The 19531-nt window shown below is 54.1% G+C and carries 13 protein-coding genes; 9 read left to right on the forward strand and 4 right to left on the reverse strand.

Annotated elements, in window-relative coordinates:
- Positions 1 to 386: 386 nt before the first annotated feature.
- Together BJF95_RS01915 and BJF95_RS23990 are read right to left on the reverse strand one after the other, a co-directional pair.
- On the reverse strand, positions 387 to 2603 hold the full coding sequence (locus BJF95_RS01915) for a methyl-accepting chemotaxis protein (protein WP_139317371.1): 2217 nt from the start codon (positions 2601 to 2603) through the stop codon (positions 387 to 389).
- Between the two features lie 503 nt (positions 2604 to 3106).
- Positions 3107 to 3274, reverse strand: a complete 168-nt coding sequence (locus BJF95_RS23990; RefSeq protein WP_175577183.1) for a hypothetical protein — start codon at positions 3272 to 3274, stop codon at positions 3107 to 3109.
- Between BJF95_RS23990 and BJF95_RS01920 the strand changes: the two genes are divergently transcribed.
- The 9 genes from BJF95_RS01920 to BJF95_RS01960 all read left to right on the forward strand — a co-directional run bounded on the left by BJF95_RS01920 (position 3273) and on the right by BJF95_RS01960 (position 17629).
- On the forward strand, positions 3273 to 6344 hold the full coding sequence (locus BJF95_RS01920) for an alpha-mannosidase (RefSeq protein ID WP_075637767.1): 3072 nt from the start codon (positions 3273 to 3275) through the stop codon (positions 6342 to 6344). The two genes, BJF95_RS23990 and BJF95_RS01920, sit on opposite strands and share 2 nt — an antisense overlap.
- 87 nt (positions 6345 to 6431) lie before the next feature.
- On the forward strand, positions 6432 to 7664 hold the full coding sequence (locus BJF95_RS01925; RefSeq protein ID WP_075637768.1) for a CehA/McbA family metallohydrolase: 1233 nt from the start codon (positions 6432 to 6434) through the stop codon (positions 7662 to 7664).
- A 136-nt stretch (positions 7665 to 7800) separates the two neighbouring features.
- A complete protein-coding gene (locus BJF95_RS01930) occupies positions 7801 to 9705 on the forward strand; it encodes an ABC transporter substrate-binding protein (protein ID WP_075637769.1) in 1905 nt (634 codons plus the stop codon).
- Positions 9706 to 9887: 182 nt separating this feature from the next.
- The gene (locus BJF95_RS01935) at positions 9888 to 10874 is read left to right on the forward strand and encodes an ABC transporter permease (RefSeq protein ID WP_075637770.1); all 987 of its coding nucleotides are present in this window, start codon (positions 9888 to 9890) and stop codon (positions 10872 to 10874) included.
- Between the two features lie 7 nt (positions 10875 to 10881).
- Positions 10882 to 12042, forward strand: a complete 1161-nt coding sequence (locus BJF95_RS01940; RefSeq protein WP_075637771.1) for an ABC transporter permease — start codon at positions 10882 to 10884, stop codon at positions 12040 to 12042.
- A gap of 15 nt (positions 12043 to 12057) precedes the next feature.
- The gene (locus BJF95_RS01945) at positions 12058 to 13107 is read left to right on the forward strand and encodes an ABC transporter ATP-binding protein (protein WP_210187715.1); all 1050 of its coding nucleotides are present in this window, start codon (positions 12058 to 12060) and stop codon (positions 13105 to 13107) included.
- Positions 13104 to 14171 carry an ABC transporter ATP-binding protein gene (locus tag BJF95_RS01950; RefSeq protein WP_245297217.1) on the forward strand — a complete coding sequence of 356 codons (1068 nt, stop codon included), beginning with the start codon at positions 13104 to 13106 and terminating at the stop codon, positions 14169 to 14171. The genes BJF95_RS01945 and BJF95_RS01950 overlap by 4 nt, the downstream gene beginning before the upstream one ends.
- A 237-nt stretch (positions 14172 to 14408) precedes the next feature.
- Positions 14409 to 17129: an ABC transporter transmembrane domain-containing protein gene (locus BJF95_RS01955; protein ID WP_075637918.1), complete on the forward strand. Its 2721-nt coding sequence runs from the start codon at positions 14409 to 14411 to the stop codon at positions 17127 to 17129.
- A gap of 38 nt (positions 17130 to 17167) precedes the next feature.
- Positions 17168 to 17629 (forward strand): cyclic nucleotide-binding domain-containing protein, encoded by a 462-nt coding sequence (locus tag BJF95_RS01960; RefSeq protein ID WP_075637773.1) that lies wholly within the window; start codon positions 17168 to 17170, stop codon positions 17627 to 17629.
- A gap of 68 nt (positions 17630 to 17697) precedes the next feature.
- Here the strand turns inward: BJF95_RS01960 and BJF95_RS01965 are convergent, their stop codons facing one another.
- Positions 17698 to 18180 (reverse strand): class I SAM-dependent methyltransferase, encoded by a 483-nt coding sequence (locus BJF95_RS01965; RefSeq protein WP_075637774.1) that lies wholly within the window; start codon positions 18178 to 18180, stop codon positions 17698 to 17700.
- Positions 18181 to 18186: 6 nt separating this feature from the next.
- Complete coding sequence (locus tag BJF95_RS01970) at positions 18187 to 19527, reverse strand: nucleotide sugar dehydrogenase (protein WP_075637919.1); 1341 nt, start codon at positions 19525 to 19527, stop codon at positions 18187 to 18189.
- Between the last annotated feature and the right edge of the window lie 4 nt (positions 19528 to 19531).

The following is a 19531-nucleotide window of genomic DNA, read 5'->3' on the forward strand; positions in this document are numbered from 1 at the left end:
TTTTGCGTTTTGGGGCAGTAAAGCTCGAAAACCACCAATCCTCACGTTCCGGGTCTGCTGGGCACAACCAAGCTGAAATTTAGGGGCCTTTATCGTTTTCACGTTCCAAATAAGTGGATCACTGTATCCCACGACTCAGTTTGTCGGCTTCTGTCTCGCAACAACGAAAGCGTTAGTAGAACATTTTTGGTCTAAATAAATCCGGATGGTGGCGCTTTTGATCGCAATATTTGGAAGATCGCCAAATGCAGTGCGCGTCTGCTATGAGAGTTGATGCAGACCTCTCGTCGAGACATTCCCGTGTCTTAGCTGGAAAATGGCATTGGGCCTTTCCTTTTACGGAAAGGCCTTTGGTTGTCGTACCAAAGTGTAGAATATGGAGAACCTTAGCCGTATCTTTTGTACGACGGCCTCGAATTATGCCGGGGTTGGGTTAACATGCCAGCGGTGGTTTCGAATTTGCCCACCAGCGCAAAGAGTGAATCGGCTTCTTTGGCAAGGGCGTGGCTTGCCGCGGTGGACTCTTCGACCATGGCAGCATTTTGCTGGGTGCCATGATCCATTTGCGATACGGCGTGATTGATTTCCTTAATGCCCGTGGCTTGTTCTCGGGATGCTTCCACAATGGAGAGGACGTTAATGCTGATTTCCTTAACCTGTGTCACGATTTGATTCAGCGCTTGACCTGTTTCACCAACGAGACTGACGCCATTTACGACGTGCTCGCCTGATTGTGCGATCAGAGCCTTGATATCCTTGGCGGCGCTGGCGGAGCGTTGTGCCAGTTCTCGGACCTCTTGGGCAACCACTGCAAATCCTTTGCCAGCTTCTCCCGCACGGGCGGCTTCGACGCCGGCATTGAGGGCCAGCAGGTTGGTCTGAAAGGCGATCTCGTCAATGACGCCAATAATGTTCGAAATTTCATCGGACGATGCCTTGATTTCGTTCATTGCGCCAATGGCTTTGGTGACAACGGCACCTGAGTGCTCGGCATTTTCACGGGTAGAGCTGACAAGGCGGCCTGCTTCTTCGGCTCGATTGGTGGTGTCGGCGACGGTGGTGGTAATCTGTTCGAGGGCTGCTGCGGTCTCTTCAACGGATGCCGCCTGTTGTTCCGTGCGCTTTGCCAAGTCGTCTGCGGACGCTCTGATCTGGCTTGAGCCAGCCGCAATCGCCTGGGCATTGCTGCTCACGTCCATGATAACCTCTTCAAGATGTTGGATCGCGCCATTAAAATCGATACGGATTTTATCAAGACGGGACGCGAACGGGGCGTTGAGACGATAGGTGAGCTGGCCGGCGGCCAATGCGCCGAGGCCGTCGGCCAGTGTGTCCACGGCAAACTGAACCTCTGCGGCATCCTGAGCCTGTTGACGCTCACGTTCCCGTTGTTCGCGTTCAGACAAGGAGCGATTGGCGTTTGCTTCCGCTTCCAGCCGTAGTCGTTCCTGAGCGTTTGTTCTGAACACAGCAACAGAGCGGACCATGTCACCGATCTCGCTTTGGTCAGGCGTTACATCCAGCTCCGTATCGGCTCGGCCAGAGGCAAGAGCACGCATCGTGCCGACAATCCGGCCAACGGGCCCGGTGATAGAGCGTGTAACAATCGCGGCCAGAAGAGCAACGAAAGCCAAAGCCGCGAGAGATGCCGCAATGGAGATCATCAGCCCTCTGCGCTCCGATGCTGCAGTGTTGGTGGCAAAGGCACTCAATTCCGACCCGGTCTGATCTTCGACAGCTTTTAAAGCATTGATCCGGTTGGTGGCCGCCTTGTACCAATCCTCGCCTTTAACGTCGCTGAGCGATCCACCAAAGGGGCTTTTCAATGCGACGCTACGCTGGTCTTCAACGCGTTTTCCAACATCTCCTGTCAATGCATTCTGAAGGGCGCGCCGCTCTTCTGGATTGGCATAGCTGTTGAAAGTGGAAAAATAGGTATTTTGCATCGCGGCGAATTTAACGAACTGTTGATAGCTTTCAGGACTGAAGCGTCCGCTGGTGAAAGCCGCCGTTCCGATGGTTCTTTCCTGCCCCGCTCTTTCCTTGCCCTGCAGCAAGGAGGAATAAGCAACGATCCGGTTGGAGATCCGGCTGTCTGTGGTCAGGGAACTCATCGATTCAATGATTTTGAGAAGACTTGCTATCGTATCGGCAAAATAGGCTGCCACTTCAGGCACGGTTGCCTTGAGAGAGGAAACATTCTCGCGCATCGCGTTGAGCTGTTCGAGTTTGATCCGGCTTTGGTTGGCGAGATCGTGCAGAGCCTGACCACCGACGGCGTCTGTCGCCGTCAAGTTCAAAGCGTCGTAAGTCTGCATTGCCCTGTTCGTCAGGGTTCTTTGCTTGTCGAGCAGCGAAGCGAATTCTCCTTGGCCGCCCGCGCCGATAAAGCCGGCTGACGCACCACGCTCTTTTTGGATTTCATGCACCAGGCCACCGATGACAGGTGCCATTGCCGAAATGGCTGCCACCGATTGTGCCTGCGAGGCTAGGTCAAGTCTTTTCAAATTGTCTTGGACCATTATTCCAAGCAAGGCAATTGACGGAATGGCGGCAACAATGACAACGCGTGTGCCGATTTTCATATTGCCTATGATAGTCATCGTAATGTCCTTATCCAGATAGGGGCAAGCGTGCGCACAGCAGGGCTTGATTTGATAAATGTCAATTTATTGCGCAGCGATAAGGTGCTGCGGTTTATATTTGATTAGCATTTGCGGATGTGGTGGATTTTTTGCATAAAAAATCAGCAATTTTAGCGAGAAATGGAATTTATTGGGCTTAAATACGTGTAATTTGTCTCATTCGATAAAATTTGCCTAAAAAATATGCGAAATTGTTACGGTTGGAGAGCGATAAGATATGGTTTTCAGGCTGATGGCTGTTCTGGCTGAATTCGGCACGATTCCGGCGCTGTAAAGATGACTTGAGAACTGTTTGTGAAAATATTTTTTAAATTCAAATGAGCGGCAAAAACGAAACGAGTCCTCGCTAAAGGCTTGTAACGCACTATTGCTGGTATATGATGACCTTTCAGGCTATTGACTTGGTGTGGTGAGGAGGAGGAAAGGCTGTGTGTGGAGTGAGACACAATTCATAGTCATGATTATTTCGATGTTCGTGAAAATATTTTTAAAAAGTATTTCGCGGTTTGATGGGTATTTGGATGGCTCTTTGCTGCTTGTTGCGTTCCAACCCAGCTTTTGCTGCCGGCCGCCTGCCCAGCAGAATGATCGCCGCCGTTTTTTGATGATGATACAGGTGGAAAACGCATGAACCGAATCCGTAAACTCGACCACCTTCTGTCTCGCCTTCGGGAGCGTCTGTTTTTATCGCTGGATTGCGATGTGCCGCTGGTTTTTCGTCAAGCCTCGTCCGGTGAGCGCGCAGCGGTGGCCTTGGAAAATCGCGAGGGCTGGACGCCGGTCTCGCGCGATCTGGTGTGGGGTGAGCCGGATGGCTATTACTGGTTCGGCGGTTCCGCGATTTTGCCGGCTGAGGCGGAAGGGCGTCGCATTGTCTGTCGTGTGGAGGCCGCGTTTGGCTCGGTGATGGGGCGGTGCGATCCGCAATGCCTGGTGCGCGTCAATGGGCGCATCCAGCAGGGTGTGGATGGCAATCACCGGGAGTTTTTGCTGACCAATTGTGGCTCAGAGGGTGAGCAGTTCGATATTCTGATTGAGGCGGGCACGATTGAAGATCGACGTCAGCTCGGGTTTGCGCTGCAAATGCAGGTGCATGATCTGGAAGTTGAGAATCTTTACTATGATCTTCGCGTGCCGCTGGATGTGGCGCGTTTGCTGAAAGAGGACGATCCTCGCCGTCATTTTATTTTGGGCCGCTTGAATGCAGCCATTGATGTGCTTGATTTGCGCCCCGGCAATGATGCGCGCTTCCAGGCTTCGGTGGCGGCGGCAAGAGAGGTAGCTGCTGCGATCTATCAAGCGGTCGATTTTGAGGAAAAGCCGGTGATTGTTGCCACCGGCCATACGCATATCGATGTGGCATGGCTTTGGCGTGTGCGTGAAACGCGCCAGAAAATGGCCCGCTCCATGGCCACAGCGTTGTCGCTGATGCAGGATTTTCCCGATTATCAGTTCATGTATAACCAATGCGTGCTTCTGGATTACCTGCGCGAGGATTATCCCGAGCTGTTCAGCCGTATTGACGCCGAGGTCAAAACGGGTCGCTTTGAGATTGAAGGCGCGCTCTGGCTGGAGCCGGATGTGAATATCACCGGCGGAGAAGCGCTGGTGCGCCATATTCTCTATGGTGTGCGCTATCATCAGAAGACGTTTGATGTCCGCCCTCGGATGATTTGGCTGCCAGACACCTTTGGCTATTCGGCCGCCCTGCCGCAGCTGATGGCAAAATCCGGGCTGGACAGTTTTGTTACGCATAAACTGTCATGGAATGACACCAACCGGATGCCGAACGAGACCATGTTCTGGCAGGGCATTGATGGCTCAAAGGTGGTGGCCTATTTCCTGACCACCCAGCCTTATGATGCACAGACCTATAACACCACCTATTGCCCCAATCTCAAGCCAACGCATGTGATGGGAACGTGGCGGCGTCATGGTCAGCAGGATGTGAATTCCGAATTGTTTCTGGTTTACGGTCATGGCGATGGCGGCGGCGGACCAACCCGCGAAATGCTGCACAATATTCGCCGGATGGAGCAAGGCATTCCGGGCTGCCCGACAGTAAAACACGCGCCAATGCGGCCGTTTTTTGAAGGCTTGATAGGGCGTATGCAGGCCAATCCAGAGCGCTATCCTGTGTGGGTGGGTGAACTCTATGCGGAATTTCATCGCGGCACGCTGACCTCTGTTGCCAAAAACAAGCGCCATAACCGCAAGGCCGAGATTGAGCTGCGCGAATTGGAAACCTTGGCGGTGATGGCACAGGTGGAGACGGGGGCGGCCTATCCCGCGGAGGCTCTCAGAGCGCTGTGGGATATTGTGATGCTCAATCAGTTTCATGATATTTTGCCCGGCTCCTCCATTGGTGCCGTTTATGACGATAGTGATGTTGATTACGCACGGTTTTTCCATGAGGCGGGCCTGCTGAAACAATCTTTGCTCTCAGGGTTGCCGTGCGCGTCCGATGTGGCTGTGTTTAATGCCACGGCGCGCGCGCGCAGTGGCTTGATTTGCGATGATCAAAGCTTTGCCGCGAAGGCTGAGCAGGTGCTTGTGGGCGCAGATGGAAAAACCCGTTTTGCGGCAATAGTCAAAGATGTTGCGCCGCTTGCTTTGGCAGAGCCAGCGATCGTGGTTGTTGCAGATGATCGGCTCTCGGTTTCGGTGCAGCACTTGAGCAATGGGCTGGTGTCGGTGCGGTTTGATGATGCCGGACGCATAACAGCGATGGTCGATGCAAAAACCGGACGTGATGTTTTGCCGCGTGGCGCTCTGGCCAACCGCTTGCAAGCTTTTCGCGATATGCCCGCCCAGTTTGATGCCTGGGATATTGACGATGATTTTGAAGATCAGATCTTTGAAATTGATCAGCTTGTCAGTGCCGAGGTGGTTGAAACAGGTCCATTGCGGGCCGCAATCCGGTTTGAGTGGGCTTATGAGAGCTCAAGACTGGTGCAGGTCGTGTCTCTGCTGGCCGGTGCGCGGCAGGTGGAGGTTGAGACATTCATTGACTGGCATGAGCATAATACGCTGGTGAAAGCGGCGTTTCCGCTGGCCATGAATGCTGCTTCGGTGGATGCCGAAATTCAGTTTGGCCATGTCAAGCGCGCCACCCATCGCAATACATCGTGGGATCGTGCCCGCTTTGAATGCTCCATGCAGCGTTGGGTGGATATGAGCGAGCCGGATTTTGGCGTCGCGCTGCTCAATGATTGCAAATATGGCTATGACGCCAAAGGCACAGAACTGCGCCTGACCTTGCTGCGCTCCCCCACCTATCCGTGGCCGGAGGCTGATCAGGGCGAGCATCATTTCCGCTATGCCTTGTTCATTCATGATGGCGATAAAAATGCCGTTCATCACGCTGCCGAGGACTTCAACATGCCGCTTCGGCTGTTGCGTGGTGCGGCCAGCCCTGTTGCGGCAGATGTGTCGGCTACGCCACTGATTGAGGTGAAGACAAAAAGCATCACGCTGGAAGCTGTGAAAAAGGCAGAAGACGATGATGGTGTGATCATTCGCCTGTGGGAGACAACGGGCGCGCGCCAATCCGCGCATCTTGTGCCGGATGCACGTTTCAAAACGGCGACAATTGTTGATCTGCTTGAAGAGGGCGGGGAGGCATTCGTCATTGGTGCGGATGGGCTGACGCTGACGTTCATGCCGTTTGAGGTCATCACGCTGAAGCTGTCGCGCTAACCTATTGCAAAGCAACAAAACAAAGCAATTTAATGCCTGTCGGGTTCCATGGGAATTTGACAGGCTTTCGTGTCGGAGGAGAGCGACGTGGATACCTATCAAGATTTTCATCACATCATCGATCAGTTTCCAGAGGGCGAAAAATCCTTCATTGAGATTCCGTTCGAAGTCGGGGCCGACATAGAGCGAATTGATGTCAGCTATCACTTTCCTTTTGGGGGCGGTGGCAGTGTTATTGATCTTGGGGTTGCCCAGCATGGTCGCATGCGCGGCTGGACGGGTGCCGAGCGCGGCCATATCACGCTGGAGGCAGATCGTGTCACGCCAGGTTATGACAAAGGGCCTTTGCCCGGCCATTGGCATGTGGTGCTGGGCATCGTCAAAATTGGCCCCGATTGCAAGGTGGATCTGCATATTCGGCTGACGCCCAAACGACAGCGTTGGCTGGTGGGAGATCTGCATAGTCACTCCGAACATTCCGATGGCGGCGTAACCGTGCTGGATGCGATTTATCGGGCGCGGGCATCCCGGCTCGATTTTGTGTCGATTACTGACCACAACACGGTGTCGCAAAACGCCATTTGCCCTGATGATCCGGGCATATTGGTCATTCCGGCTATGGAGCTGACGTCGTTTTACGGCCATACCAATTTCCATGGCTTGGCCCAGCCGCTCGAGGACTGGCGCTGTCGCTCGCCACAGGATGTGGCGGACAAAATGCAGGAGGCGCGTGCCAAGGGTGCCACCATTGTTATCAATCACCCGTTCCAGAATTCCGCTGGTGGTCGCTGGCAATCCGGTTTTGATGTGGCTTTTGATGCCTATGAAATCTGGAATGGCAATTGGTCGGTGATGAACGAGCAGGGCTTGGCCTTCTGGCAGGAATTGCTGGTGGCGGGCCGACGTATTCCAGCCACCGGCGGCAGCGACTTTCATCTGAAAAACCGCCGTCGTCATGGCTATCCCGCCAATAATCTTTACGCTGATAGCGGCTCGATTGCCGATATTCTCAAAGCCGTGCGCGATGGCCGCAATGTTGTCACCGCATCGCCGGATGCCGTGATGGTCACGCCGCTGGGCGATAGCAGCCCGGTGTTTGGCGATCAGGTGGCGGCAGGCACCGTGCTGACGCTGGGCTTTAGCGGCCTTGTCGTGGGCGATGAGGTTCGCGTTCTTACCGAGGAAGGCGTGGTCGGCCGTCATATCGCAGATCACAGCACGATAACCTTGGAGCGGGCTTTCTCTGGCCGCTTTTTGCGTTTCGAGGTCTGGCGCGATCAAGCGCCTCAGCTGTTCACCAACCCCTTCTATGCAGAATAAATATATTTTTTCGAGATAAAATGAAATGAAAATATTTTTGTTCTTGATTTTTCGAGAGCGATCTACGAGCGTGTCTTAAAGAGCGATTTTACCCAGCATTGGAGGTGTGGGGTAGAATTTGAAGGAGGAGGGAAGTATGAACATCAATAAAAATATTTTTACGATGTCTATCGCTGCACTGATGATTGGCATGGGTGCGCAAGCCGCATTTGCGTTTCAACAATCACCAATGCTGGATGCAGAGGTGAAGGCGGGCAAGCTGCCACCGGTTGATCAGCGTTTGCCAACCCATCCGCGTGTTCTGGATGTTGAAAGCATTGGTAAGTTTGGCGGCACCTGGCACCGCGCCTATAAAGGCCCGGGCGACCGTTGGGGTCCCACCAAGTTGATTGAAGAGCGGGCGCTCAAGTTTTTCCAAGGGGCGGATGGCAAGCTGAAGATGATTCCGACCTTCATCGATAGCTATAGCATGAGCCCGGATGGCAAGGAATTTACCTTCACGCTGCTCGATGGCCTGAAGTGGTCTGATGGCGTGCCCGTCACCACCGAAGACGTGAAGTTCTGGTATGAAGATGTCTTTATGAACAAGGACATTGTGGCGACGATTGATACGCTCTATGCGCCGGGCGGCAAGCCGCTTCAGGTGGAGATTGTCGATGGGCGCACCTTCAAGGTCAAGTTTGCCCAGCCCTATGTGTATTTCCTCACCATTTTGGCCAAGGATTCCACTGGCGAGCCAAGTCTGGACCGTCCATCCTTCATTATGCCGAAGCACTATTTGAAGAATTTCATGCCGAAATATGCCGATAAGGCCGCCCTTGATAAGGTGGTGGCTGAAAAGGGTGTGAAGAAATGGTCTGACCTGTGGAGCTCCAAGGGGCCGATTACGGCCTGGAACCAGAACCCTGATCTGCCGGTGATTACGCCATGGAAAATTGTCACGCCGCCGCCTGCCGATGTGATGGTGATGGAGCGCAATCCTTATTATTACATGGTCGATAAGGCAGGCAATCAGCTGCCCTATATCGACCGGATCGAACACAAGCTGTTTGATGGTCAGGAAAATTTCAACCTGATGGTCGTACAGGGCCAGATCGACATGCAGCAGCGCTACACCTTCAATGGTGATTTTACCTTCTATAAGGAAAATGAGAAGCGCGGCGATTATAAAGTGCTGAAATGGACCAATTCGGAAGCCTGGTCTCTGGTGCCTAATCTCACCGTGAAGGATCCGGGCCTGAATGCGTTGATCAACACTGTTGATTTCCGTCATGCCTTGAGCATTGCCATTGACCGCGACACCATCAACGAATTGTCGCAATCGGGCCTTGGCAAGGCGCGCTCTGCCTCTCCGGTTTCCAGCTCTCCCTATTATAATGAAGAGCTTGCCAAGCACTGGGCTGAGCATGATCCGGACAAGGCCAATGAACTGCTCGACAAGATGGGCCTCACCAAGCGCGATGGCGATGGCTTCCGCCTGAACAAGGATGGCAAGCGGATCTCTATTGTGGTGGAAACCTATCTGGATGCCTTTGCCAATACGCTGGAAATGATCCGCGACAATTGGCGCGACATTGGCGTCGAGCTTTTGCCGCGGGTGATTGACCGGACCCAGTACGATTCCAATCGCGACAACAATGATTTCCAGATGCAATATACCCCGTTTGACCGGCTCTCGATTGTGCCTTCCGATCCCCGCCTGATGCTGGGCGATGATGGCTATGCCGAGCAATATTACACCTGGTATCAAACCAAGGGTGCCTCTGGCATGGAGCCACCGAAGGATTCACCCATTCGCTCGCTGTGGGCCGACTGGGATAAGGCCGCCGGAGCCAGCACGATTGAAGAGGCTGACAAAGCCACCAATCACATGATTAAAACCTTTGTGGAACAGGGTTATGTCATTGGTTTGGTGGGCCAAACCCCGGCTCTGGTGATTGCCAAAAACACCATGAAGAATGTCCGCGACGGCCTTATCAATGATGATGTGACCCGTGGTGAAGGCATTGCCTATCCTGCGCAGTTTTACTTCGACAAATAAGCGGGCAGGGCACTGTTGTGCCGTGTGATCACCCCTCCCCCTTGTGGGGAGGGTCGGGGAGGGGCTTTTTTAGGTCCAGCTTTCAAATTCTTCACCACAAAAAATAGACGGCCAACCCCATCGTTAGGCTGGCCTGACTTTCGAAATTGGAACCGGCGGGTGAGCAACCCGGAGGAGGAGCCATGATCAATCTGATTATCAGACGGATCCTGTGGGCCATACCCACATTGATTTTCGTCTCCTTTATATCCTTCGTTATTATCCAGCTGCCGCCGGGAGATTATGTCACGGCCTATGTCGGGCAATTGCGCCACAATGGCGAATATATCACCGACGTGCAGGAAGCCTTGATGCGCCAGCAATACGGACTGAATGATCCGATTGTGCTGCAATATTGGCGTTGGATCAGCGCGATTATCTTTCATGGTGATTTTGGCCGCTCGCTGGAATGGAACATGGATGTCAAGGACATGATCTGGGATCGCCTCGGGCTCACGCTGGCCATCTCGTCCTTGTCCATGGTGTTCACCTGGATCATTGCCATTCCCATCGGCGTCTATTCGGCAACCCGGCAATATTCCTTTCTCGATTATGTGTTCACCATCTTTGGCTTTATCGGCAAAGGTGTGCCGGAGTTTCTTCTGGCGCTGATTTTGATGTGGCTCAGTTTCACCTATTTCAATCTCGATGTCGGCGGGTTGTTTTCGGCTGAATATGCCTCAGCGCCGTGGTCCTGGGCGCGGTTTGTCAATCTGCTCTCGCATCTGTGGGTGCCGGTGGTGGTGCTGGGGGTCAGCAGCACGGCGGGGCTGATTCGCGTGATGCGGGCCAATATGCTGGATGAAATCGGCAAGCCCTATGTGGAAACCGCCTATGCCCAAGGCATGACCGAGCGGCAGGTGGTGTGGCGCTATCCGGTGCGCATCGCGCTCAATCCATTTATCTCCACCGTCGGCTGGGCGCTGCCAGCGCTGTTTTCCGGCGATATTATTGCGGCCGTGGTGCTGAACCTGCCGACCACCGGTCCGCTTTTGCTCAAAGCGCTTCAGATGCAGGACATGTATCTGGCCGGCAGCTTTATCCTCATTCTCAGCGTGTTCACCGTGATCGGCACAATGTTATCCGACATTCTGCTGGCTTGGTCTGACCCGCGCATTCGTTTCTCGTGAGGTGCTCATGACTGACTTGACCCAAAGTTCTCAAGCTGTTGTGGAGCAAAAACAGCCGCCCTTGGCCGCACCTGTTACCAAGGATGAAGCGCTCTATACCGCCAAACCGTGGACGCTGATCTGGTGGCGGTTTAAAAAACACAAACTGGCGCTGGCCTCGCTGATTTTTCTGGGGTTCTGCATTGTCATCACGGTGTTTGCCGATTTCATCTCGCCTTACGACCCCGGCGACATCAACAAACTCAATACGTTTGTGCCGCCCACCCGTATTCATGTCCTTCATGAGGGCAGCCTGCAACGCCCGTTTATCTATGGGTTGAAGCGCAGCCGCGATCCGGAAACGGCGCGGGTGATCTATGTGGAAGACACAGCCAAGCCTTTGCCAATCTCCTATTTCACCAAGGGCGATGCTTATAATCTGCTGGGCCTGTTTCCCACCAAGATCCATCTGTTTGGCATTGAAGGTTCCAAACAGAAGATCAATGTGATTGGCACCGATTCCCTTGGCCGCGATCTGTTTTCACGCATTCTCTATGGGGCGCGGGTCACGCTCTCGGCGGGTCTGATCGGCGTTGCCTTTGCCTTTTTCATTGGCATCTTTATGGGGGCAGTCTCCGGTTATTATGGTGGCGCGATTGATGGGGCGATCCAGCGGTTGATGGAGTTTATCCGCTCTATCCCCACAATACCCCTCTGGATGGGGCTTGCGGCGGCCTTGCCGATCACCTGGGATCCGCTGCTGGTCTATGTGCTGATCACCATCATTTTGGCGCTGATTGGCTGGACCAGCCTGGCGCGGGTGGTACGCGGGCGGTTTTATTCGCTGAAAACCGAGGATTATATTTTGGCGGCGCGTCTCTCTGGTGCCACCGAATATCGCATTGTTACCAAACATATGCTGCCTGCCATGACCAGCCATATCATTGCGGCCACCACGCTTGCGGTGCCGGAGATGATTTTGGGCGAAACGGCTTTGAGCTTCTTAGGGTTGGGGCTTCGCCCGCCGGTGGTGTCTTGGGGCGTGCTGCTTCAGGATGCGCAAAACCTGCGCTCGATTGCGCTGGCACCATGGCTGTTGGCTCCGGGCATTGCGATTATTTTTGTTGTTCTCGCCTTCAACTTCTTGGGCGACGGTCTGCGCGATGCAGCCGATCCCTATGGCCATTGAGGAGGTAAGGAAACCATGACTCATTCTCCCATGCCACCAGAGCGTATTTTGCAATTGAACGACGTTGGTGTGCACTTTCCCACCCGTGACGGTCTGGTCAAAGCCGTCAATGGCGTGTCCTATCATGTCAACCGAGGCGAAGTGCTGGGCATTGTTGGCGAAAGCGGTTCTGGCAAGTCGGTGACGGCACGCTCCATCATGCGGCTTTTGCCCAAAAATGCGGTGGATGCAGGCGGCTCGGTGCAGTTTCGAAAGCGCGATGGTCAGGAAATCGTGCTGTCTGAGCAAGAGCGGCTTGGCAAAACCATGCGGAGTTTACGCGGCGGCGATATTGGCATGGTGTTTCAAGAACCCATGACAGCCCTTTCGCCGGTGCATACCATTGGCACGCAGATCATGCGCACGGTTATGTTGCATCAAAAAGTCTCAAAAGCGCAGGCGCGCCAACGCGCCATAGAGCTTTTGACCAAGGTGCAAATGCCGCGCCCCAATGAAATTGTCGATAATTACCCGCATCACCTGTCTGGCGGCATGCGGCAAAGGGCGATGATTGCGCTGGCGTTGGCCTGTGATCCCTGTCTGCTGATTGCCGATGAGCCAACCACGGCGCTGGACGTGACCACGGAAGCCCAAATTCTGGAATTGCTGAAATCTCTTCAGCAAGAAATGGATATGGCCATTGTGTTCATCACCCATAATTTTGGCGTGGTGGCCGATATCGCCGATCGCATTGCGGTGATGTATCTTGGCCGGGTTGTCGAAACCGGCACGGTGGATGAGATTTTCTACGAGCCGAAACATCCCTATACGCAAGCGCTTCTCGGCTCCATTCCACGGCTTGGCAAAAGCCATGGCAAACGGCTGCGTACTATCTCTGGCATGGTGCCAGACCCGTATAATGTGCCCTCCGGCTGTTCCTTCCATCCTCGGTGCGAACGGGCGGTGGCGGGCGTGTGCAATGTGCGCATCCCCGATGTGGTGCACTATGCGAGTGGTCAGATTGCCCGCTGCCATTTTCCCGGAACTGATTTGCCCGACCCTGATCGTATGGAGGCAGCCCAATGAGCAATGCACTTCTTTCTCCGACATCCCAGGCTCAGGCCCCGATGGCAGATGATACGCTGCTGTCCATCCGCGAGGCGCGCAAGCACTTTCCCATCTATAAAGGCTGGATGCGCAAGCAGATCGGCAGCATCAAAGCGGTGGATGACATCAGCTTTGATATCAAGAAAGGCGAAACCTTTGGTCTGGTGGGCGAAAGTGGTTCGGGCAAATCCTCCATCGCGCGCCTGATTTTGCGCGCCTATGATGTCAGCGGTGGCTCGATTCTGTTTCGCCGGGGTGATGGCTCTGTGGTCGATATCACCGCGCTCAATGATTTCGAGATGCGCGACATTCGCCGCGAAATGCAAATGATTTTTCAAGATCCCTATTCGTCGCTCAATCCACGTATGCGGCTTCTGGATCTGGTGGGGGAGCCTTTGGTCATCCATGGCTGGGGAACGCCTGCTGAAATTCGCGACCGGGTGGCTGAGCTTTTGGGGCTGGTGGGTCTTCGCCCGGAATATGTGATGCGCTATCCGCATGCGTTTTCGGGTGGCCAACGCCAGCGTATCGGCATTGCCCGCGCACTCGCGCTGAACCCCAGTTTTATTGCCGCCGACGAAGCGGTGTCCGCGCTGGATGTGTCGGTGGCGGCGCAAAACATCAATCTGATGCAGGATTTGCAGGAAAAATTTGGCCTGACCTATCTGTTTATCACCCACGATCTGGGCATGGTCGAGCATATCTCGGATCGGGTGGGCGTGATGTATCTGGGCCGTTTGATGGAGGTGGGGCCAACAGCCGAGATGTTTACAAAGCCGCTGCATCCTTACACAGAAGCGCTGCTGGCGGCGGTGCCGCAGCCTGATCCGCGTGGCAATCGCCTGCGCAAGCGTGTGCCGCTGAAAGGGGAAATCGCCGATGCGATGAATGTGCCAACCGGCTGTGCCTTCCATCCGCGTTGCCCTTATGCCGATCAGACCTGCCGCACCGAAGTGCCAGCGCTTCGCACGTTGGCGGGCGGGCGGCTGGCGCGGTGCCACTATGCTGAGAAGCTCGATTTGACTGGCGTTGCTGCCTCATAGACGGACTGACGCGCGCAAAGAGCATTGACTCTCAGTGGGATTAGATCAATCTGATCGCAGTGATGCGGTTTTTTTGGTCTGTTTTCCCATCACGTTGATGCGATTTTGCGGAATTTTGCTCGACTTTTGTGCATTGCACCTTTGCGTGTGCGTGGAGAGCGCTTATATTCCGAACCCTTGAACAGGCAGCTCTTGTGCTGCCTGACACTGCTTGTTGGGCCGCGTGAATATCTGACGATGGATAAAAGTCTTCTCCGTTACATTTGGCGGCACACGCGAAAACAGCAGATCTGGGTGCTGGCAATTGTCGTCATTTCCATGCTGCCCTATTTTCTCGCGTTCGATTTGCCCAAGCGCATCATCAACGGACCCATTCAAGGCTCCGGCTTTGAGCAGCCAGATTCCCGCCAAGCCTTCATGGCATTTGATTATCAGGTCCCATTGACCGATTGGTCCTTGAATTTTGACGGAATTTCTCTGGATCGTTTAACCAGTCTCATGGCGCTCAGCGGCGTATTTCTGCTGCTCGTTGTGATCAATGGTTTGTTCAAATTCTACATCAATACCTACAAGGGCCGTTTGGGCGAGCGATTGCTGCGGCGTATCCGCTATGAACTGGTGGACCGGATTTTGCGGTTTCCACCCAATTATGTGAAGCAGGTTCATTCGTCGGAGCTTTCAACCATCGTGCGAGACGAGGTGGAGCCGTTTGGCGGCTTCACTGGCGACGCCTTTGTGCAGCCCACATTGTTGGGTGGTCAGGCCATTGCGGCCCTGAGTTTTATCTTTTTGCAAAGCCTGTGGCTTGGTATGATTGCGGGCGTCATGGTCGGCTTGCAGGTTGGCATCATCCCCAAAATGCGCAGGCGCCTGATCGATCTTGGCCGCAGGCGTCAGATCACGGCGCGGCATTTTGCCGGGCGCGTTGGCGAAATTGTCGATGGTGTTGGCGCAATCCACGCTTATGATACATCCAATTATGAACGCGCTGATATTGCCCAGCGATTGGGTCTGATTTACAAAATTCGCTACGATCTCTATCGCTGGAAGTTTTTTGTTAAATTTTTCAATAACTTCCTCTCGCAGCTGACTCCCTTCCTGTTCTATTCGATCGGCGGTTATTTTGCGCTTCGCGGCAGTCTCGATGTTGGACAGCTGGTTGCCGTGATCAATGCCTATAAAGACTTGCCAGGGCCGTTGAAGGAGTTGATCGACTGGGATCAGTCACGCCAGGATGTGCAGGTCAAATACGAGCAGGTTCTGGAGCAGTTCGAGCCGCAACATATGCTTGATCCCGCCTTGCTGGCGGTGGCCTTGACCTCACCTCAAGGGCATGTGGGCCTGTTGCAGGCGCAAAATGTGACGCTGCTGGATGGCAGTGGCGCAAAAGTTGTCGAGAATGTCAGCCTGAAATTCACACCCGGTGAAACGGTGGCAGTGGTTGATAATCACGGCGGCGGTGGCGAGCTGCTGGCAGAAGCTTTTGGGCGTCAGAATTGGCCGGTGTCCGGAAAGGTAACATTGGGTGATGTCGATATTCTCGAGCTGCCGGATTCCGTGGTTGGCCGGGCGATGTCTTACGTGTCTGCCGATGGCTATTTCTTCCATGCCAGTTTGAAAGACAATCTGATCTACGGTTTGAAACATGCGCCGACAAATTCTGTCAATTACAGTGGACGTGAGGCGGCGCAGCGGCGCTGGGATGTGCGCGAAGCACAATTGGTCGATAACAGCGATTTGGATCTGAATGCCGATTGGCTGGATCGGCGCGCAACATCGGTGCTGAATGGCAAACCGGGCGATTTGCGCGATTCGATTATTGGTGCGCTGAATGCGGTACAGCTCACCAATGATGTGCTGGAACTGGCGTTGCATTCGATTGTGGATCCGTTCGAATATCCGGATCTGACGGAGCGGGTTGTCGAGCTGCGACTGGCGCTTCGCGAGGAATTGCGAACCCTTGGACTGTCCAATCTGGTGGTCCATTTTGATCCCAGCAGTTACAATAGCGAGGCGACGGTTGGCGAAAACCTGTTGTTCGGCACGCTACGGCCCGTGGCCGATATGCCGGTTTTCACCCATAAAAGCGATTATTTCTATGCCGTTTTAGAGCGGGCCGGGCTTCTCAGTCTGTTCTATGAAATGGGCTTCATGATTGCCGAAAACCTTGTCGAAATCTTTGCCGGCCTGCCGCCGGACCATCCATTTTTCCAGCAGCTCGATGTGTTGACCGCCGATGATGTGGTTTACTATCAGCAGATTCTCCAGCGCTTGCAGGGACGCAACAGGCCCGCGCCGACCGAAGAAGAGCAGCGCGCCATGATCCGTCTGAGCTTCAATTATGTCGAGCCGCGCTATCGTCTGGGTGTGCTGACGGATGAGGTGATGGACAAGATTGTCAGCTCACGCGATCAGTTCCACGATAATTTGTCGCCTGAATTGCGCAACAGCATTGAACGCTATGATCCGCATCGCTACATGGCGTCGGCCTCCTTGCGCGAAAACGTGATTTTCGGAAAACTTGCCCACCGCAACCCCGGAGCCCTTGCGAAGTTTCGCGAGATTGCCCAGCGCCTTTCGATTCAGAAAGGTCTTTCCGATCGCTTTTTGGCCCTTGGGCTGGAATTTGATGTGGGAAGTGGTGGGCGCCGCTTAACAATTGCCCAGCGCCACAAGCTCAATTTGGCGCGCGCTCTTGTGCGTCGCTGTGATTATTATATCTTTAATAAGCCATTGCCGGGCCTGGATCGGCGTGCGCAGGAGGATATTGTTCGAGATGTGCTTGCATTTTTGCAACAGCAGGACAATGATCCGACAATAATGTGGGTGTTGTCGAACACATCATTGTCAAAAAACTTTGATCGTGTTGTTGTATTCGACAACGGATCAGTGGTCGCGGACGGATCGTACGAGACTCTTGATAAAGAAAATGGTATCTTCAAAACGTTGGTGGCATAAAGTTTCATGCCACCTGCACAGAGGAGCTGGTGGCAAAGATGTTACTGAGAGACGAAGTGCAGTTATTGCGGAGCGTGCCCTACTTCAAGCATGTTGATCCATGCAAGTTGAAGCTGTTGGCTTTTGCCTCGCAACGGGTGACGTATAATGTCGGTGACGAGCTGTTTCATCAAGGTGACGGCGGGGATGCCGCCTACGTCATTTTGTGCGGACAGGTTGATCTTCTTAGCGAATTTCCCGGTGGCGAAACCAAATTGGGTGAAGCCAAGTGCCAATCTATCATCGGTGAAATGTCTTTGCTGTGCGATGGTCCGAGAACCGTCACTGCGCGTGCCACCACCCCGGTTGATGCGCTGCGCATTGGCAAGGAATGCCTTTCAAAAGTAATGTCTGATAGTCCCCGCATGGGTCTTGAAATTAGTCGTGCTTTGGCCGAACGGTTGAGAACGGCAACGTCTGAACTGGATAACAACCGCGTTCGCCACGCCGATCCCGTCTGACTTAAGCTGTTTGAACGTCGTTTTCGGCTTTTCTAAGGCGTTCCAGCCTGTGGTATTTTGTCGCAGCCTTATGTGCTGCGACGATAGAGAAAATAGCGATCTTTTTCGATCGTATCGAGCATCGGCAGCGCTTCAAGACTGTCATGTTCCAGTGGCAGCCCGCACAGAGCAATCCCCCCAACTCTCAGCATTCCTGCCACCATATCCGGTAGCCATGTCAGGGTCATCGCGTCCTTGTCAGGATAGCCGGTGCCAATATCGGCATGCACCATGGCGGCACCACAGCCGATAAAATCGCGCCCCTTTTCGGCGATTTCTCCCAAAATCAGATCACCCTCCGCTGGAATTGAGCTTTTGTGCGCACCAAGCTGGCGATCAAATGCGACAATGCGGTGGTTGGAAAAGTTTTCGCGCAGGTGGCTGTAGGTGCGGCCATTGCCTAGGCCCACTTCCAGAATGGGACCATCTGGCAGGGGATAGGTATCGCGAATGTGATTGAGCAGATCGCGCTGGGCGCTCATGCGGTTAATGAAGCTATCGAGACGGCTCATGGGGTTTCAAGCCTTTATAATGGTTTGGCCAGAAATCTGGCGACGGGCGAAGGTGTTGCGGGTATCGACAATCAGCGGGCACCAATCGGCCAGCGCCTGATAGTCCACCGTGTCGTGGTCGGTGGCAATCAGCACAGCATCAAATGATGAGAGATTGTCTTCGCTCCATTCCACACTGCGCCGACCCTTCAGGTGGCTGTATTCGCGGGTCTTTGGAATTTCCGCAATAAACGGGTCAAAGTAGGAGACCTCGGCACCGCGCTCCAGAATAAGCTCCATCAGCCGCAGCGATGGGCTTTCGCGAATGTCGGGGACGTTTTTCTTATAGGCCAATCCCATCACCAGCACGCGTGAGCGGCTCAGGGCCTTGCCTGCCTTGCGATCCAAGGCTTCGGCCAGCTTTTCCACCACATGATGGGGCATTGCGGTGTTGATTTCGCCAGCCAGTTCAATGAAGCGGGTGGGCTGGTCAAACTCGCGCGATTTCCAGGTCAGGTAAAAGGGATCAATGGGAATGCAATGGCCGCCAAGGCCGGGGCCGGGATAAAACGGCATATAACCAAAGGGCTTGGTTTTGGCCGCGTCAATCACTTCCCACACGTCGATGCCCATGGCGTCGTAAACCAGCTTCAACTCGTTCACCAGCGCAATATTGACGGCGCGAAAAATGTTTTCCGTCAGCTTTACGGCTTCTGCGGTGGCCGTGGAAGACACCGGCACAATGGTTTTGACAACCGCCCCATAAAATGCCGCCATCATGGCCGACGCTTCCGCTCCATCACCGGCAATCACTTTCGGGATGGTGGAGGTTTCAAATTCGCGATTGCCCGGATCTTCGCGCTCAGGCGAAAAGCCGAGGAAAAAATGCTCGCCTGCGCGCAATTCGGATGTTTCCAAAATAGGTTTGACCACTTCCTCCGTCGTGCCGGGGTAAGTGGTGGATTCCAGCACGATCAATTGGCCGGGGCGCAAGGAGCGCGAAATCTGCCGACAGGTGTTTTCAATGTAGGAAAGATCAGGATCGCGGTGACGGGTGAGGGGGGTGGGCACGCAAATGGCAATCACATCATAATCGGCCAGCTGCAAAAAATCTGTTGTGGCGGCAAAACGGCCAGCTTCACACTCTGCTTCGAGAATATGATCCGGGACGGCTTCGATATAGCTTTTCCTGGCGTCGATGGCGTCAATTTTGCTGGCGTCAATATCAAAGCCCATCACGGTGAAGCCGGCCCGCGCGATGCTCATCCCTAAGGGCAGGCCCACATAGCCAAGCCCGATAACGGCCGCTTTGGCGCTCTTGGACTGAATGCGGGCGAGCAAATCGGCGGCGATTGGGTGGTGAGACATGGCG

Source organism: Rhizobium oryziradicis (assembly GCF_001939045.1).
Taxonomy (GTDB): Bacteria; Pseudomonadota; Alphaproteobacteria; order Rhizobiales; family Rhizobiaceae; genus Allorhizobium; species Allorhizobium oryziradicis.

Coding starts and splice junctions, on each gene's coding strand:
- BJF95_RS01915 (WP_139317371.1), bottom strand. CDS start 2,603: ATGACTATCATAGGCAATATGAAAATCGGCACACGCGTTGTCATTGTT.
- BJF95_RS01920 (WP_075637767.1), top strand. CDS start 3,273: ATGAACCGAATCCGTAAACTCGACCACCTTCTGTCTCGCCTTCGGGAG.
- BJF95_RS23990 (WP_175577183.1), bottom strand. CDS start 3,274: ATGCGTTTTCCACCTGTATCATCATCAAAAAACGGCGGCGATCATTCT.
- BJF95_RS01930 (WP_075637769.1), top strand. CDS start 7,801: ATGAACATCAATAAAAATATTTTTACGATGTCTATCGCTGCACTGATG.
- BJF95_RS01935 (WP_075637770.1), top strand. CDS start 9,888: ATGATCAATCTGATTATCAGACGGATCCTGTGGGCCATACCCACATTG.
- BJF95_RS01940 (WP_075637771.1), top strand. CDS start 10,882: ATGACTGACTTGACCCAAAGTTCTCAAGCTGTTGTGGAGCAAAAACAG.
- BJF95_RS01945 (WP_210187715.1), top strand. CDS start 12,058: ATGACTCATTCTCCCATGCCACCAGAGCGTATTTTGCAATTGAACGAC.
- BJF95_RS01950 (WP_245297217.1), top strand. CDS start 13,104: ATGAGCAATGCACTTCTTTCTCCGACATCCCAGGCTCAGGCCCCGATG.
- BJF95_RS01955 (WP_075637918.1), top strand. CDS start 14,409: ATGGATAAAAGTCTTCTCCGTTACATTTGGCGGCACACGCGAAAACAG.
- BJF95_RS01960 (WP_075637773.1), top strand. CDS start 17,168: ATGTTACTGAGAGACGAAGTGCAGTTATTGCGGAGCGTGCCCTACTTC.
- BJF95_RS01965 (WP_075637774.1), bottom strand. CDS start 18,180: ATGAGCCGTCTCGATAGCTTCATTAACCGCATGAGCGCCCAGCGCGAT.
- BJF95_RS01970 (WP_075637919.1), bottom strand. CDS start 19,527: ATGTCTCACCACCCAATCGCCGCCGATTTGCTCGCCCGCATTCAGTCC.